This window comes from Amycolatopsis cynarae, from assembly GCF_026802195.1.
Taxonomy (GTDB): Bacteria; Actinomycetota; Actinomycetes; order Mycobacteriales; family Pseudonocardiaceae; genus Amycolatopsis_E; species Amycolatopsis_E rhizosphaerae.
Map to the genome: position 1 here is coordinate 4,159,470 of NZ_CP113836.1, position 15,430 is coordinate 4,174,899.

Sequence of the window (15,430 nt, forward strand, 5' to 3'; positions counted from 1 at the left end):
CGTGAAGGGTCCCTTCACAGTCGATACGACTGTGAAGGGACCCTTCACGGCTTTTCCCAGTCCCTCAGGCGGTCCAGGACCAGTCGCGGATCTCGGGGAGGTCTTCGCCGTGTTCGACGATCCAGCGGCGGTGCCGCTCCCGGGTCTCGGTCATCGCCTGCCGCACGCTCCCGGCGCTGCGGATCAGCCCGGGCACGCGGTCGATCACGTCGATGACCAGCTGGAACCGGTCCATGTCGTTGAGCACCCGCATGTCGAACGGCGTGGTGGTGGTGCCGCGCTCCTTGTACCCGCGCACGTGCAGATCGCCGTGGTTGGTGCGGCGGTAGGCCAGCCGGTGGATCAGCCAGGGGTAGCCGTGGTAGGCGAAGATGATCGGCCGGTCGGTGGTGAACAGCGCGTCGAACTCCCGATCGCTCATCCCGTGGGGATGCTCGGTGTCCGGCTGCAGCCGCATCAGGTCGACCACGTTGACCACCCGCACGGCCAGCTCCGGCAGGTACCGCCTCAGCAGGGTGACCGCGGCGAGCACCTCCGTGGTGGGTGCGTCGCCGGCGCAGGCGAGCACCACGTCGGGTTCGCGCTCCGGGTGCAGGCTCGCCCATTCCCAGATGCTCGCCCCCCGGGCGCAGTGCAGTGCCGCCTGTTCGGTGTCGAGCCAGTTGGGGCTGTCGTTCTTGCCCGCCACGATCACGTTGACATAGTCGCGGCTGCGCAGGCAGTGCTCGGCCACGGCGAGCAGGGTGTTGGTGTCCGGGGGCAGGTAGACGCGCACCACCTCGGAGCTCTTGTTCGCCACGTGGTCGATGAAACCGGGGTCCTGGTGCGAGAACCCGTTGTGGTCCTGCCGCCAGACGTGCGAGGTGAGCAGGTAGTTCAGTGAGGCGATCGGACGGCGCCACGGGATCTCCCTGCTCACCCGCAGCCATTTGATGTGCTGGTTGACCATGGAGTCGACGATGTGCACGAAGGCCTCGTAGCACGAGAACAGCCCGTGCCGCCCGGTCAGCAGGTAGCCCTCCAGCCAGCCCTGGCACAGGTGTTCCGAAAGCACCTCGAGCACGCGCCCGTCCCGGGTGAGGTGCTCGTCGACCGGTTCGATGACGGCCTGCCAGTCCTTGCCGGTGGCCTCGTACACCGCGTCGAGCCGGTTGGATGCCGTCTCGTCGGGGCCGAACAGGCGGAAGTTGCGGTGGGTGTCGTTGAGTTCGAACACCTCCCGCAGGTACTCGCCGAGCACACGGGTGGGTTCGGCGCTGGTGGTGCCGGGGCGCGGGACGGCGACCGCGTGCGCGGCCGGGTCGGGCAGCCGCAGCGGCTGGAGCAGCAGCCCGCCGTTGGCGTGCGGGTTGGCGCCCATGCGCCGGGCGCCGCGCGGGATGAGCGCGGTCACCTCGGGTTTCGGCGCCCCCGTCGGGTCGAACAGCTCCTCGGGCCGGTACGAGCGCAGCCACGCGTCGAGTGCCCGCAGGTGGTGCGGGTGCTCGCGGACTGCGGGCAGCGGAACCTGGTGCGCGCGCCAGGTCCCTTCCACCTTGCGTCCATCCACTTCGGACGGACCGGTCCAGCCCTTCGGTGTGCGCAGCACGATCATCGGCCAGCGCGGCCGCTGCCCGTCGGGATTGTCCTTGATCCGCCGGATCTCGGCGAGCACCTCGTCGAGGGTGGCGGCCATCAGCTGGTGCATGCGCTCGGGTTCGTCGCCCTCCACGTAGTGGGGCGCGTAGCCGTAGCCGCGCAGCAGCTGGTCCAGCTCCTCGGGGGAGATGCGCGCCAGCACGGTCGGATTGGCGATCTTGAACCCGTTGAGGTGCAGGATCGGCAGCACCACCCCGTCGCGCGCCGGGTTGAGGAACTTGTTGGCGTGCCAGCTGGTCGCCAGTGGCCCCGTTTCGGCCTCACCGTCGCCGACGACACAGGCCACGATGAGGTCCGGGTTGTCGAAGGCGGCGCCGAAGGCGTGTGCCAGCGAGTAGCCGAGCTCGCCGCCTTCGTGGATGGAGCCGGGCACTTCCGGCGCCACGTGGCTCGGCACCCCGCCCGGGAAGGAGAACTCGCGGAAGAGCACCCGCATCCCCTCGGCGTCGGCGGAAGCCTCCGGCGCCACCTCGGGGTAGCTGCCCTCCAGCCAGGTGTTCGCGAGCAGGGCCGGGCCGCCGTGGCCGGGCCCGGTCACGAACATCATGTCCAGGTCCTGGGCCACGATCAGCCGGTTCAGGTGGGCGTAGACGAAGTTCAGTCCCGGCGAGGTGCCCCAGTGGCCGAGCAGGCGCGGCTTGACGTGCTCGGCGCGCAGCCCTTCGGCGAGCAGCGGGTTGTCCATCAGGTAGATCTGGCCCACCGTCAGGTAGTTCGCGGCCCGCCACTGCGCGTCCACTTGGGACAGTTCGACCGCGGTGAGCGCCGCGGGCCGGGTCCGCGCGGGCACGCTCATCCGGCCTGCTCCGGGCGCACGATCAGCACCGGGCAGCCGGCGTGGTGGATCAGCGCCTGGCTGGTCGAGCCGAGCAGCATGCCAGTGAACCCGCCGCGGCCCCGGCTGCCCGCCACGACCAGTTGCGCCTTGCCCGCCCATTCGAGCAGCTGGCGCCGCGGCCGGTCCTTCACCACCACGCGCTCCACCTGCACGTCCGGGTACTTGTCCTGCCAGCCGGCCAGGCTTTCGGCCAGCACGCGCCGCTGCTCCTCGTCGGGCGGTTCCTGTTCGAGCAGCGCGTATTCGACCGGCACGCTGGTCAGGTAGTCGACGTCGCTCCACGAGTGCACCGCGATCAGCGGCACGCCCCGCCAGGACGCTTCGTCGAACGCCACGCCCAGTGCCCGCTCGCTGGTACGGCTGCCGTCCACCCCGACGACCACGGGGCCGTCGGCGGGCACCGTGCCGTCGTCGCGCGTGCGCACCACGGCCACCGGGCAGGCGGCGTGCGCGGCCACCGCGATCGTGGTCGAGCCGGCGAGCATCCCGGTGAACCCGCCGCGCCCGGAGGCGCCCAGCGCGATCATCTCGGCCTTCTTGCCCAGTTCCAGCAGCACCGGGATGGGCGGCTGGTTGGGCCGCGAAGTGGTGATCCGCAGCTCCGGCCCGATTTCGCGGGCGAGGTCGGCCGCCTCGGTGAGCTTGCCCTGCGCGAAGGCCTCCAGCTCGTCGAACAGGCTCTGCGGCGCGGGCAGCCCGCCGCCGTAGTAGCCGAACATCGGGTCGAACCCGTATACCAGGTGCAGCGGCAGGTGGCGCAGCGCGGCTTCGCGCGCCGCCCAGCGTACTGCCTGTGCGGCGGGCTCCGAACCGTCCACGCCCACCACGATCGCACCCGTCACGGCACTGCTCACGTCAGTCATCGGTCTCATTCCCTGTTCCCGGCCAGCGTCTCGGCGCTGACCACTCCCGGTACCGCTTCGGCCAGCACGGTCGCCACGTGCCGGTCCGTCGCGTTGTCGAATTCGTCGAGGATGCGCACGACCCCGTCCTTGCACTCGACCTGCCAGCGGTCCGGGCCGCCGTAGATGGACAGGTGCCGCCGCACGTCCGCGGCGATCTCCGCGTCGTCGCGGGCGAAGGTGCGGACGATGTCCCCGCGGGTGACGATCCCGACCACCCTGCCACCGTCCACAATGGGCATCGCGCGGATGCGCGAGTCCAGCAGCGCCCGGCTCAGCTCGGCCACGTCGCAGCCCGGGCTCATCCCGGTCGCCGGGCTGGTCATCACGTCGCCCACGGTGTCGCCCGCGGGCGGGTGGGCACGGTCGCGGGCACGGGGGTCGGGCGGGATCCGGTCGCCGATCAGGTCGGCTTCGGTCACGATCCCGACGAGAAGATCGTCGTCGTCGGTCACCGGCAGGGCGGTGAACCCGTGGCTCGACAGCAGTTCCGCGGCCCGCTTGGCCGGCGTTTCCGGGGTCACCGTGACCACCGGCCTGCTCATGATGTCCTGTGCCCGCATCGTGTTCTCTCCTCGCGATTTCCTGATCAACACGCTACGAACGGCGGGCGCGGGAGGCAGCGGCCGAGCGTCCCCGGCTTTGGGGACTTACTACCCTCACCGGGGGAAAGGGGCGGGCGCGAGACTGGCGCGATGAAGGAACTGCGATCGCTTTCGCGCGCCGAATGCGAGACGCTGCTGTCCTCGGTCCCCGTCGGCAGGCTGGTGTTCTCCGAAGGGGCGCTGCCGGCGATCCGTCCGGTGAACTTCCTGTACCGCGGCGGCGAGATCATCGTGCGGACCACCCGCCACGGGGCGATGAGCAGGTTGAACGGCGAGGTGGTCGCCTTCGAGGCGGACGACGTCGACCCCGAGGCCCGGATGGGCTGGAGCGTGGTCGCGGTGGGCTGGGTGGAGCCGGTCACCGACATCGACGAGGTGGTCATGCTGACCGATCCCCGGCGGCGGCCCTGGCCGCTGGGCGAGCGGCCGCATTACCTGCGGATCCACGTGGAGATCCTCACCGGGCGGCAACTGGCCCTCGCCGGGGCGCAGCCCGCCTGAGTGGGGACCGGGGCGAGCCGTGAAGGGTCCCTTCACGGCCAACGCCCGTGCGGACGGTGAGGGGGCGAGCACGGGCGACCGGCGAGCACCGGCGGGCGCTCAGCCCGCCACGACGTCGTCCTCGGCGAACCGGAACTCGTTGTAGACGGCGACCACGCCGGGAATCGCCTCGACCACTTCCGCGGCGCGCCGGGCCTGGCTGCGGCGCCGCACCTTGCCGGTGAGGGTGACCTCGCCGTCCACCACCCGCACGTTGACCCGCGCCGGTTCCTGGTCCGGCTCGTCGCCGACGCAGCGCCACACCGCCCGCTCGATCTCGGCCCGCAGTTCGTCGTCGTCGCGCAGGAACACGTGCAGCACGTCCCGTCGCGCGAGCACGCCCACCAGCCGTCCGGAACCGTCCACCACGTAGAGGCGGCGCACGTCGTCGTCGACGAGCCGCCGCGCGGCGGCCGAGACGGACTCGTCGCGCCGGATGGTCTGCACCTCCCGCGTCATCACGTCGTCGGCTGTGGTGCCGCGGGCCTTGTCCCAGTGCCGCCAGCGGCGGCCGCTGGCCAGCAGGGACGGCGGTTTGAGCACCCCGCGCTGCTCCTCCTTGGCCAGCAGGTCGGTTTCGGAGACCACGCCGATCGGCCGCCCGTAGGAGTCGATCACCGGGACCGATCCGATCCGGTACTCGGCCAGTACCGCGACCAGATGCTTGAACGGGGTCATCGGGGACACCGTGACGACCGGGTGGGTCATCAGGTCCGCGACCAGCAGGCCGTCCATCGCGTGCTCCGTCACCGGTGGTGGCGGGCGACGAGGACGGGGCACAGCGCGTAGGACATCACCGCCTGGCTGGTGGAGCCGAGCAGCATCCCGGCGAATCCCCCGCGGCCCCGGCTGCCGACCACCATCAGCTGGGCGTGATCGGCGAGGTCGAGCAGCCGTTCGGCCGGGCGCCCGGCCACCACGACCCGCTCCACCGGCACGTCGGGGTACTTTTCCTGCCAGCCCGCGAGGCGCTGCGCGAGAAGCTCCCGTTCGTGCTCTTCGACCGCCTCCCGGTCGAGCTTCCAGCGGCCCTCCTCGAACACCTCGGCCAGGAAGCTGTCGTCCCAGGCGTGGACCGCGACGAGGGCGGTGCCCCGCCAGGCGGCCTCCTCGAAGGCGACGCCGATGGCCTCCTCACTGGACGGCGAGCCGTCGACACCGACCACGACCGGACCGGTGGCCGGCGGCGACTCCTCGGCGACGTGCCCCCGGATCAGCGCGACCGGGCAGTGCGCGTGCGCCACCGCCGAAATCGACACCGAACCGGCGAAGACCCGTCCGAGCGGCCGCAACCCCGCGGTGGCCAGCACCAGCAGGCTCGCCGCCGCGGATTCCCCCACGAGGGTGGCGGCGGCGCCGCTGTGGCTGAGTTCGAGTTGCGGATCGAGCCCGGGCGCGACCTCCACCGCGGCGTCGCGCGCCGTGCGCAGCAGGTGCTGGCCCCGCATCCGCAGCACGTGGTGCAGATCGGCGGTGGTCGGCGCCGGCCGGGGATAGTCGACCGACACGTCGTCGGTGGCGTGCACCAGCCGAAGCCCGCGGTGCCGCTGCGCGGCCTCGGCCGCCGCCCACCGCACCGCGTGCAGCGCCGCGAGAGAACCGTCCACACCCACCACGATCGGCCCCGTGGAATTCCCGGCCATCGCACCTCACTCCCCTCGCGCCCGGCGGTATCTGGGGAGAAAGCTACGAGCCGGGCACGGGCGGGGCCGCTGGCGTTCGTCATCAAGGCAGAGGACTTTCTCCCCCATCGGCCGCGCCGATCCCCGACGCGGTTCGAGCGGGGCCTGTTTGCTCCGAATGATTCGGAGCAAACAGGCCCCGCTGCACAACCAGAGACTCGCTGCACAACCGGAGACTCAGGGCATCAGGCCAGTTCGCAGGCGAGCGCCCTCGCCTGGGGGGTGCCGAGTTCCTCGCACAGCGCCAGCGCCTCGTCGCGGTAGCGCCCGGCGGCGGCCGCGTCCCCGGTCAGGGAGTGCACTGTGGACAGCTCGGCCAGTGCCCGCGCCCGCGCCCACCGCGCGGTCACCCCGGTGAACCCGCGAAGCGCCGCCCGGAGGCATTCGGCCGCGGCCTCGTACTGGCCCGCCTCGCGCCGGGCCCGCCCCTCGTTCAGCGCGGCGTCGGCCTCCTCCAGCGCGTTGCCGCCCTCACCGAACAGCTCCCTGGCCTGCCGGAAGGTCTCCGCCGCGCGCGGCCAGTCCCCGGTCTCGTTCTGTGCCAGCCCGATGCACTGCAGTGTCGCGGAATGGAAGAACCGGCGGGCGAACGGATGCGCCTCGTCGTAGTGCTTCTCGATGTCGGCCAGCAGACCGCGATGCACCTCGAGCGCCTCTCCGGGCCGCCCGAGCACCCGCAGAATCGTGCCGAGGACGTTGCGGATGGAGCCCTGCCCGAGCCAGAACGGCAGGTCGCCGGACAGGTCCACGGCCCGCCGCGCGTGTTCGAGCGCCTCCTCCGGCCTGCCCATCCGCGTCAGCACCGAGCCGAGGGAGGCGCTCGCCCAGGCCTGTTCGGTCCGGTCGCCGATCTCGACCGCCAGCGCCAGCGCCGCCTCGTGGGCGGCCCGCCCGCCCTCGTTGTCATCGAGGCAGAAGTACCGGGCCCAGCCGAGGAAGTTCAGCAGTGCCGCCTCTTCCCGGCGGCTGCCCAGCGCCCGCGCCGATTCGACCCCGAGCGCGAAGATCTCGTCCCAGGGCTGCTGCTGCGTCCGGCCGTCGGAGTACCAGTGCATGGCGGTGGCCAGGTCGACCACTTCGCGGTGCCTGCCCGCCGCCGCCGCCCGGCGCTGGGCGGCCCGCCAGTTCGACGCCTCCCGGTAAAGCCACTCGGCCGCCTCGTCGAGCGAAGCGAACGGGTGCGCGGTGAGCACCGGCGGATCGAACGCCCTGCCCGCGATGGTCGCGGTGCGCAGAAGGTAGGACAGCAACTCCTCGGACCGTGCGGACCGTTGCGCCGCCTCCTCCTCGGCCTCCAGCCGTTCCCCGGCGAAGATGCGCAGCAGGTCATGGAACTGGTAGCGGCCCGGGATCACCGCGGCCTGGACGAGGTTCACGTCGACCAGTTCGTCCAGCCGGACCTGGACCTCCGCCGCGGTCATCCCGGCCGCCACCCCGGCCAGTTCCGGTCCGAACCCCGAACCGGGAATGGCGGCGAGCCGCCGGAACACCCGCCGGGCGGACGGCGACAGGAGCCGGTAGGACATTTCGAACGCCGAGCGGACCTGGAGGTCCCCGGCGGACAGGGAACTGAGCCGGGTGCGCTCGTCGCGCAACTGACCGGCGAGATAGGCGATGGACCAGTTCGGCCGGGTGGCCAGCCGGTTGCCCGCGATGCGGACCGCCAGCGGCAGGTTCCCGCACAGCGCGACCAGTTCGGTCGCCGCCTCCGGTTCGGCCAGCACCCGGTCGGGGCCGACGATGGCGGACAGCAGGTCGGCCGCGGCCGGCGCCTCCAGCGGGTCCAGCCACACCCAGCGGGCCGTTTCGAGCCCGGCGAGGGCGCGGCGGCAGGTGATCAGGGTCAGACAGCCGGGTGCGGCCGCGATCAGGGGCCGCACCTGCGCCTCGTCGGCCGCGTTGTCCAGCAGCACCAGCACCCGCCGCCCGGCCAGCAGGGACCGGAACAGCCGGGACTGTTCCGGTTCGGCGGCCGGGATCTGCCCTGCGGGCAGTCCGAGCGCCCCCAGCATCTGTTCCAGCGCCGCGCGCGGGCTCAGCGGCCGGTCGTCGGTGCCGCGCAGGTCGACGGCGAGGGAACCGTCCGGATACTGGGACGCGAGTTCGTGGGCGGCGGAGACGGCCAGTGTGGTCTTGCCCACCCCGGGATGCCCGACGATCGACACCACCACCCCGCCCGGCGCGTCCGCGGCGGCCTCGGCCCGCAGCCGCGCGAGTTCCGCGTCCCGGCCCAGCAGATCGGGCACGGCCGGAGGCAGCGGGCATCGGGCCGTATCGGCGCAGCCCTCCGTCCGAGACCCTCGCCTGCGGCCCTCGTGACCCGCACCGAGAAAGCGTTTTCGCTGTTCACCGTCCAGTCCGAGGGCGTCGGCCAGCGCCTCGGCCGATCGCCGCTGCGCGGCCTGGGCACGGCCGCGTTCCAGCTCGCGCAGCGCACGGACGCTCACGCCCGACCGCTCCGCCAGCTCGGCCTGGGTCAGCCCGGCCGCCTGCCGGTGCCGGAGCAGCAGTGCGCCGAACCCCGTTTCGTTGAAACATCCGTCGTTCACCACCGTCCATTCAACCGGCAGAACTGCCGCCGCGAAAAGCTGCCGGTCGTTTCGCCTCGCCCTGGGGGGCCAGGTTCGGTTTGCTGTGCGCATGTCTTCGCGTAGTGCGTGGGCGGATCCTGCCGCCCAGGACGGCAGGCCGAAGCTGCACGCCGTGCCGGTCCGCCGTCCGGCCGTCCGGGTTTCGCTCGTGGCCACCGATCCGTTCGTCCGTGCCGGCCTGATCAGCGAACTGCGGGAGAAACCGGGGCTGCACCTGGTGGACGCGCAGGACGAGGCCGGCCCCGACGTGGTGGTGGCGGTGTCCGACCTCGGCCCCGAACTCCGCGAGATCGCGGAGAAGGCGCCGGACGCCCGCCTGGTGCTGGTCACCGACCAGACCCGGCCCGCCCAGCTGTGGGCGGCCATCGAGCACGGACTGCTGGTGCTGGTGCCCAGGGCGGAGGCGACCACCGCGCGCCTGCTGCGGGCGATCGCCGACGCGCACCAGGGCCGGGGCGATCTGCCCGCCGAGCAGCTCGGTTCGTTGCTGCGGGGGCTGTCGCGCCTGCAGCAGGAGGTCCTCGCGCCCCGCGACCTGACGCTGAGCGGCCTGTCCCGGCGCGAGACCGAGGTGCTGCGACTGCTCGCGAACGGTCTCGACACCGCGGAGATCGCCGCGGCGATGACCTACTCGGAGCGGACGGTGAAGAACATCCTGCACGGGCTGCTGTCCCGGCTGGGACTGCGCAACCGGACGCATGCCGTCGCCTACGCGCTGCGCGAAGGAATCATCTGAGGCGTCGGCCACCCAAGAGCCGATGTGCCGTGAGGGACCCCCGCACGGCCGTATCCGCCGTGCGGGACCCCCTCACGGCACTTCCCCTGGTGGCGCCGGGCGCGGCGGGCGATCCCCACGCCGCCCGGCGCCACTCCGGACACACCCGCAGAATGGACTAGACCATTCAGGCGGTGTCCCCCCTGGTCCGTTGACGGCCGGCCGAAGCCGTCGCTAGCTTCGGGATTTCCCTAGTCGAGGAGGGATTCCCGGTGCTTACCCGTCGCTCGTTCCTGGGCCTTTCCGCCGCCCTCACGGGGAGCGCCCTGTTCTCCAGACCAGTGCGCGCCGAGGCGGCCACGCCGGACACGTTCACCCTGAACCTGGTCAACGAGGCCGGATCGGCCTCGGTCTACGCCACCGTCACCGGTACCGCCCCGGACGGCAGGCTGGTCCTGCTCAAGGCGGACGGCACGCCGTACTACCCCGCCTCGCCGGCGTCGACGCTCACCCCGCTGCCGGAGGACTGCGCCCTCGCGGTCGGCGCCGGACGCCAGGTGAGCGTGCCGAAGATGGCGGGCGCGCGGATCTACGTGAGCACCGGCGAACCGCTCGACTTCTTCCTCAACCCGGGACCGGCCCTGGTGCACCCCAGCTTCCTCAACACCAGCGACCCCAACTTCACCCGGAACTGGTCCTTCGCCGAGTTCACCTTCGACGACATCCAGCTCTACGCCAACATCAGCTACGTCGACTTCGCCGGGCTGCCGCTGGGCCTGTCGCTGACCACCGCCTCGTCCGGCACCCGGACCGTGGCGGGGCTGCCCTCCGGCTCGGTGGCCCCGATCGCCGCCGAGCTGACGGCCCAGGGGGCGAACTGGGCGCAGCTCGTCCAGAACGGGCCGGACGGCCGGGTCCTGCGCGTGCTCAGCGCCCACCACCGGCCGGAGGCGTTCAGCGGTTACCTCGACGGCTACCTCGACCAGGTCTGGCAGCGCTACAGCGGCCAGGACCTGGTGGTGGACAGCCAGAACCCGGCGCTGGGCAGTTTCACCGGGCGGGTCCGCGACGGACTGCTCGTCTTCGGCAACGGCGAGAGCTTCGCCAAGCCCTCCACCGCGGACGTGTGGAGCTGCGACAGCGGGCCGTTCGCGATTCCGGCGGGCAGCAGCGACGCGCGGCGGGCGATCGTCCCGCGGCTGGCCGCGGCGCTCAACCGCACCACCCTGCTGGACAACCCGAACCAGCCGGACGGCGAGGATCCGGCCCGCTTCTACCAGAACGCGGTGACCAACCACTACGCCCGCATCGTGCACTCGAAGCTGCCGGACAACCGCGGCTACGCCTTCCCCTACGACGACGTCACGCCGGGACCGGACTTCAGCGGCGCGGTGATCGCCGGCGATCCCGTGGTCCTCGGCGTCCGCATTGGCGCGACCGCGGCCTGACCTGCTTCACTGAAGGCCCAGCGATCTTGACGGAATGCGGGGCGGCGATGGACACCGAGGTGCTGGCCTTCGACATCTTCGGCACGACGGTGGACTGGTACACCGTCGTCACCGAGCAGGCGCGCGAGATCTTCGCGGGCCTGGGCGTCGACGCGGACCCCGGCGGGTTCGCCCTGGACTGGCGCGACCGGTACCTGCCCTCGATGGCCCGTGTCCGCGAGCACGAGCGCGACTGGGCCTACCTCGACACGCTGCACCGCGAGTCGCTGGACGACATCCTGACCGAACGCGGCCTCTCCGATGCCGTCGGCGAGGCCGCGCGAGCACGGCTGGTGCGCGCGTGGCACCGGCTGCCCGCGTGGGACGACGTCGCCGAAGGACTGGGCCGGCTGCGCTCCCGCTACGTGCTGGCGGCACTGTCCAACGGCGGGTTCGCCCTGCTGACCCACCTGGTCAAGGCGGCGGAGCTGCCCTTCGACTGCATCCTGTCCGCGGAGCTGGCCCAGACGTACAAGCCGGACGCGAAGGTGTACCGGACGGCCGCGAGCCTGCTCGACGTGGCGCCCTCCCAGGTGCTGATGGTCGCCGCGCACGGGTGGGATCTCGAGGGCGCCGCGGCGGCCGGCCTGCGGACCGCCTTCGTGGAGCGCCCCCGCGAAAAGGGCCCGCACCGAGCGGCCGACCAGGCCGCCGACATCACCGCCGACCTGAAGGTCGACAGCTTCACCGCCCTCGCCGACGCCCTCCTCTCCTGACCCCGGGTGCTCGGCCGGTTGGGCGCCCTCGCGCCGGTTCACCAAGCCTGGCCCCCTCAGCAGCGGTGTCACTCTCAGTAGTTGTCGTCGGGCCTTCGCGCCAGGTGGTACGAGTTCGTCGTGTGAGCACAAAAGTCGAGGAAAAAGTGCTCATCCGGCGACGAATCCAGTGATGTTGGAAAATCGCCACCCGACGTGTTGTGCGACACATTCGGGTGATGGTAAACGCAATGTTGACTCACAGTTGCCGCGATGACTAATCTGCCTGGGCGCTGGAAGAGCCGCTCAGACTCCTCCGCGTGACCTGTCCACCGGGCGCGGGGGCCCTAGCCAGTTACAACGAGTGCGGGAAGGCCCTCACGAGCCTTGAAGAAGACATTCAGACCGCGTACCGGACGTGTCTCGATCCGGTCCCGGGTGCTCGCGATCGCCCTGGTGCCCAGCATCGCCCTGCTGGTCTCCGGCGTCGCCCTCACCAGTTACCTGGTCTACCAGGCCGTCGCGGCACGTACGTTCATCGGCAAGGTGCACGACGCCGCCGTTCCCGGCGCTCAGTTCTTCGCCGCCGTCCGTGTGGAACGACAGCTCACCCTGACGGATCTGTCCACCCGCGGCACGGTGCACTCGCAACTGCTGCAGGCCAGGACCAAGACCGACGCCACCGCCGCCCAGATGTCCAAGGTGCTGGGCGACATGTACGACCTGGCGCCCGACCGGGTCAAGGCCGCCATCGAAAAGACCGCCGCCAACGTGGCGCAGCTGCAGGGCTTCCGCGGCAAGGTCGACTCCGGCCAGGCCGCGGTGATGGACGCCTTCGCCTTCTACAACCAGATCATCGACGAGTACACCGAGGCGCTCAACGGGGTCGCCGAACGCGCCCCCGACGCCGAAGCCGCCTACCTGCGGGTCTCGGCGATGCCGCTGTTCGTCGGTGCCGACGCGATGGCGCGCGGTGACGCGCTCGCCGCCGCCGGGCTCGCGGGCGGCGGGCTGACCGACGACGAGTTCCGCGCCTACGTCGGCGTCGTCGGCGCCTACCACGCCGGTTTCGAAAGCCAGTCCCGCGAGATGATCCCGGCGGTCAAGTCCGCCTACGACGCGCTGCTCGCCAGTCCGGCCTGGGCCACGCTCACCAAGGTCGAGAACTCGATCCTGGGCGGCAACCACGTCACCCTGCCGGTGCCGCAGCAGCAGTGGCGCGACGCGGCGAACCAGGTCGCGGGCACCCTGATGAACCTCTACATCCAGCAGAGTTCCAACGCCACACAGTCCGAGATCGACACCGGTAACCAGATGCTGGTCACCGCGATCGTGGCCGGGGTGGCCACGCTGCTGATCTCCTTCGCGGTGTCGCTGTTCGCCTGGCGGCTGTCGACCAGGCTGGTCCAGCGGCTGCGGCGGCTGCGGCGGGAGACGCTGGACATCGCCGAAGTCCAGCTCCCCGACCTCGTCGAACGCGTCCGCAACGGCGAGGAGGTGGACCTGTCCACCGAGGTCGCCGTCCTCGAACACGGGCGGGACGAGATCGGCCAGGTGGCCGAGGCGTTCAACAAGGCGCAGCAGACCGCGGTCGCGGCCGCGGTGGACGAGGCCAAGACCCGGGAAGGCACCAACAAGGTCTTCCTCAACATCGCCCACCGCAGCCAGGTGCTGGTCCACCGGCAGCTCAAGACGCTGGACGAGGCGGAGCGCAAGCAGGAGGACCCGGACCAGCTGGACCTGCTGTTCCGGCTCGACCACCTGTCCACCCGCGCCCGCCGCAACGCAGAGAACCTGATCATCCTCGGCGGGGAGCGCCCGGGCCGCCAGTGGCGCAACCCGGTCGCGCTCACCGACCTCATCCGCGGCGCCACCGCCGAAACCGAGGACTACGCGCGGGTCAACGTCGGCCGGATGCCCGCGGTCGCGGTGAACGGCCCGGTGGTCGCCGACCTGATCCACCTGCTCGCCGAGCTGATCGACAACGCCACGTCGTTCTCCCCGCCGAACTCGCGCGTGGAGATCTGGGCCGACCAGGTCGGCCGCGGTGTGGTGATCGAGATCGAGGACCAGGGCCTCGGCATCGAGCCGGACCAGTCCGACGAACTCAACGCGATGCTGCAGAAGCCGCCGGACTTCGGCATGATGGCGCTTTCCGCGGAACCCCGGCTCGGCCTGTTCGTGGTCGCGCGGCTGGCCTCGCGGCACGGCCTCACCGTGACCCTGCGCCGGTCCGCCTACGGTGGTACCCGTGCCATCGTGCTCGTCCGCTCCGAACTGCTCACCGCGGTGCCGCAGCCCGAGGACGAGGCCGACGAAGCGGTGGCCGCGACCACTGCGACGACCACGGTGGCCGCGATGGCCGCGGTGCCTGCCCAGCAGCCGCTCAGCGGCGACCATCCCAGCCTGCCGCAGCGACGGACGCAGGCGGACGCACCCCGCACGGAGGCGCCGCGACGCGGTACCCTCTCGGGTACCGCCCCGGACGGCCCCGCGCCGGCCGAACCGGCCAGCCGGAACGACATGTTCCAGCCCGCCGCCCGCCACGGGCACACCCCGCAGGCGCGACCGCAGCACTCGCGCCCGCCGCAGCACGAAACCCGGGCCGGGGAGAACCGGGCCCCGCAGCCAGGAGGCCCGATGTCACCGGACCGGCCGCCCCTGCCCCACCGCAGGCGGCAGCAGAACCTGGCCCCACAACTGCTCGCGAACGAAGCTTCGACGGAGGCCGCCGAGGTCCCGGTGGAAGATCCCAACCAGGCCCGGAGCAGGCTCTCCGCGTTCCAGTCAGGCACGCGCCGTGCCCGCGAGCAGGACCTAGACGCCACCGATTTCTTGGGAGAGCGCAGATGATGACCAATCCAGGAGTCAACGAGCTGGACTGGTTGCTCGACGACCTGCTGCAGCAGGTCGCCGGCGCCGACCGAGCCGTCGTGCTGTCCGCCGACGGATTGCTCATCGGCCGGTCCACCAATCTGTCCGAAGAGGACGGCGAGCACCTGTCGGCCGTCGCGTCGGCGTTCCAGAGCCTGGCGAAGGGCACCGGCAGGCATTTCGGCGGCGGCCACGTGCGCCAGACCGTGGTGGAGATGGACCACGCGTTCCTCTTCGTGACGGCGGCGGGGTACGGCGCGTGCCTCGCGCTGCTCACCACCGAAGAGGCGGACATGGGGATGGTCGCGTACGCGATGAACATGATGGTCAAGCGCGTCGGTGCGGTCCTCACCGCGGCGCCCAGGGTTGAGCACCAAAGTGGCCAATGACGACTTCCGACGAGGCGTGGTTCGATGACGCCGCCGGGCCCCTGATCCGGCCCTACACCGTCACCGGCGGGCGGACCCGGTCCGAGAACATCGGACTCGACCTGCTCACCCTCGTGGTCGCACTGACCTCGGTCGCCGACGCGGCCACCATGCCGCCGGAGTACGCCCGGGTCGTGCGCCTGTGCCAGCAACCGCTGTCCGTGGCCGAGGTCGCCGCCTACCTGGAACTGCCCCTGCCCATCGTGAAGGTCCTGCTCGCGGACCTGATCGAGCAGGGGCACGTCATCTTCCGCAGCGCGACCTCCGTCTCGGCGGCCCCCGACGAACGCATCCTCCAGGCGGTGCTCGATGGCATCCGCAGACTCTGATTGGCGGCTCGAAACGTGCACTCTTCAGTTCGAGGCGATCTCTCCCACCCCAGCGTGCGCGGCGGGAACCCGCACCGGCGCAACCTCAACGCGAAGACGCTGAAGC

13 protein-coding genes are annotated in these 15,430 nt (G+C 71.5%); 7 read left to right on the forward strand and 6 right to left on the reverse strand.

The genetic code is table 11. The annotated features are described in order from the left end of the window. Positions 1 to 64: 64 nt before the first annotated feature. The 3 genes from ORV05_RS19880 to ORV05_RS19890 are packed head-to-tail and all read right to left on the reverse strand — an operon-like array spanning position 65 to position 3,941. Positions 65 to 2,434 (reverse strand): phosphoketolase family protein, encoded by a 2,370-nt coding sequence (locus tag ORV05_RS19880; RefSeq protein ID WP_268441123.1) that lies wholly within the window; start codon positions 2,432 to 2,434, stop codon positions 65 to 67. Next, a complete protein-coding gene (locus ORV05_RS19885; RefSeq protein WP_268441125.1) occupies positions 2,431 to 3,339 on the reverse strand; it encodes a universal stress protein in 909 nt (302 codons plus the stop codon). The genes ORV05_RS19880 and ORV05_RS19885 overlap by 4 nt, the downstream gene beginning before the upstream one ends. 5 nt (positions 3,340 to 3,344) lie before the next feature. Next, positions 3,345 to 3,941, reverse strand: a complete 597-nt coding sequence (locus tag ORV05_RS19890; protein ID WP_268441127.1) for a CBS domain-containing protein — start codon at positions 3,939 to 3,941, stop codon at positions 3,345 to 3,347. A 132-nt stretch (positions 3,942 to 4,073) separates the two neighbouring features. On the opposite strand from ORV05_RS19890, the gene ORV05_RS19895 reads away from it, so the two are divergent. After that, the gene (locus tag ORV05_RS19895; RefSeq protein ID WP_268441129.1) at positions 4,074 to 4,484 is read left to right on the forward strand and encodes a pyridoxamine 5'-phosphate oxidase family protein; all 411 of its coding nucleotides are present in this window, start codon (positions 4,074 to 4,076) and stop codon (positions 4,482 to 4,484) included. A 99-nt stretch (positions 4,485 to 4,583) separates the two neighbouring features. On the opposite strand, the gene ORV05_RS19900 is transcribed toward ORV05_RS19895, so the two are convergent. From ORV05_RS19900 to ORV05_RS19910, 3 genes are all read right to left on the reverse strand, one after another. After that, positions 4,584 to 5,258 (reverse strand): CBS domain-containing protein, encoded by a 675-nt coding sequence (locus ORV05_RS19900; protein ID WP_268441131.1) that lies wholly within the window; start codon positions 5,256 to 5,258, stop codon positions 4,584 to 4,586. Between the two features lie 11 nt (positions 5,259 to 5,269). Beyond that, positions 5,270 to 6,166, reverse strand: a complete 897-nt coding sequence (locus ORV05_RS19905) for a universal stress protein (protein ID WP_268441133.1) — start codon at positions 6,164 to 6,166, stop codon at positions 5,270 to 5,272. Positions 6,167 to 6,390: 224 nt separating this feature from the next. Next, positions 6,391 to 8,754 carry an ATP-binding protein gene (locus ORV05_RS19910; RefSeq protein ID WP_268441135.1) on the reverse strand — a complete coding sequence of 788 codons (2,364 nt, stop codon included), beginning with the start codon at positions 8,752 to 8,754 and terminating at the stop codon, positions 6,391 to 6,393. Between the two features lie 91 nt (positions 8,755 to 8,845). Between ORV05_RS19910 and ORV05_RS19915 the strand changes: the two genes are divergently transcribed. From ORV05_RS19915 to ORV05_RS19940, 6 genes are all read left to right on the forward strand, one after another. After that, the gene (locus ORV05_RS19915; protein WP_268441137.1) at positions 8,846 to 9,532 is read left to right on the forward strand and encodes a helix-turn-helix transcriptional regulator; all 687 of its coding nucleotides are present in this window, start codon (positions 8,846 to 8,848) and stop codon (positions 9,530 to 9,532) included. A 251-nt stretch (positions 9,533 to 9,783) separates the two neighbouring features. Then, complete coding sequence (locus ORV05_RS19920; RefSeq protein WP_268441138.1) at positions 9,784 to 10,959, forward strand: glycoside hydrolase family 64 protein; 1,176 nt, start codon at positions 9,784 to 9,786, stop codon at positions 10,957 to 10,959. 47 nt (positions 10,960 to 11,006) lie between these two features. Next, entirely contained in the window at positions 11,007 to 11,714 is a 708-nt protein-coding gene (locus ORV05_RS19925) for a haloacid dehalogenase type II (RefSeq protein WP_268441140.1), read from the forward strand. A gap of 417 nt (positions 11,715 to 12,131) precedes the next feature. Then, on the forward strand, positions 12,132 to 14,546 hold the full coding sequence (locus ORV05_RS19930) for a sensor histidine kinase (RefSeq protein WP_268441142.1): 2,415 nt from the start codon (positions 12,132 to 12,134) through the stop codon (positions 14,544 to 14,546). After that, the gene (locus ORV05_RS19935) at positions 14,546 to 14,956 is read left to right on the forward strand and encodes a roadblock/LC7 domain-containing protein (RefSeq protein ID WP_268759825.1); all 411 of its coding nucleotides are present in this window, start codon (positions 14,546 to 14,548) and stop codon (positions 14,954 to 14,956) included. Before ORV05_RS19930 ends, ORV05_RS19935 begins: the two co-directional genes overlap by 1 nt. Next, a complete protein-coding gene (locus ORV05_RS19940) occupies positions 14,953 to 15,324 on the forward strand; it encodes a DUF742 domain-containing protein (RefSeq protein ID WP_268441143.1) in 372 nt (123 codons plus the stop codon). The genes ORV05_RS19935 and ORV05_RS19940 overlap by 4 nt, the downstream gene beginning before the upstream one ends. The last annotated feature ends 106 nt before the right edge of the window (positions 15,325 to 15,430 follow it).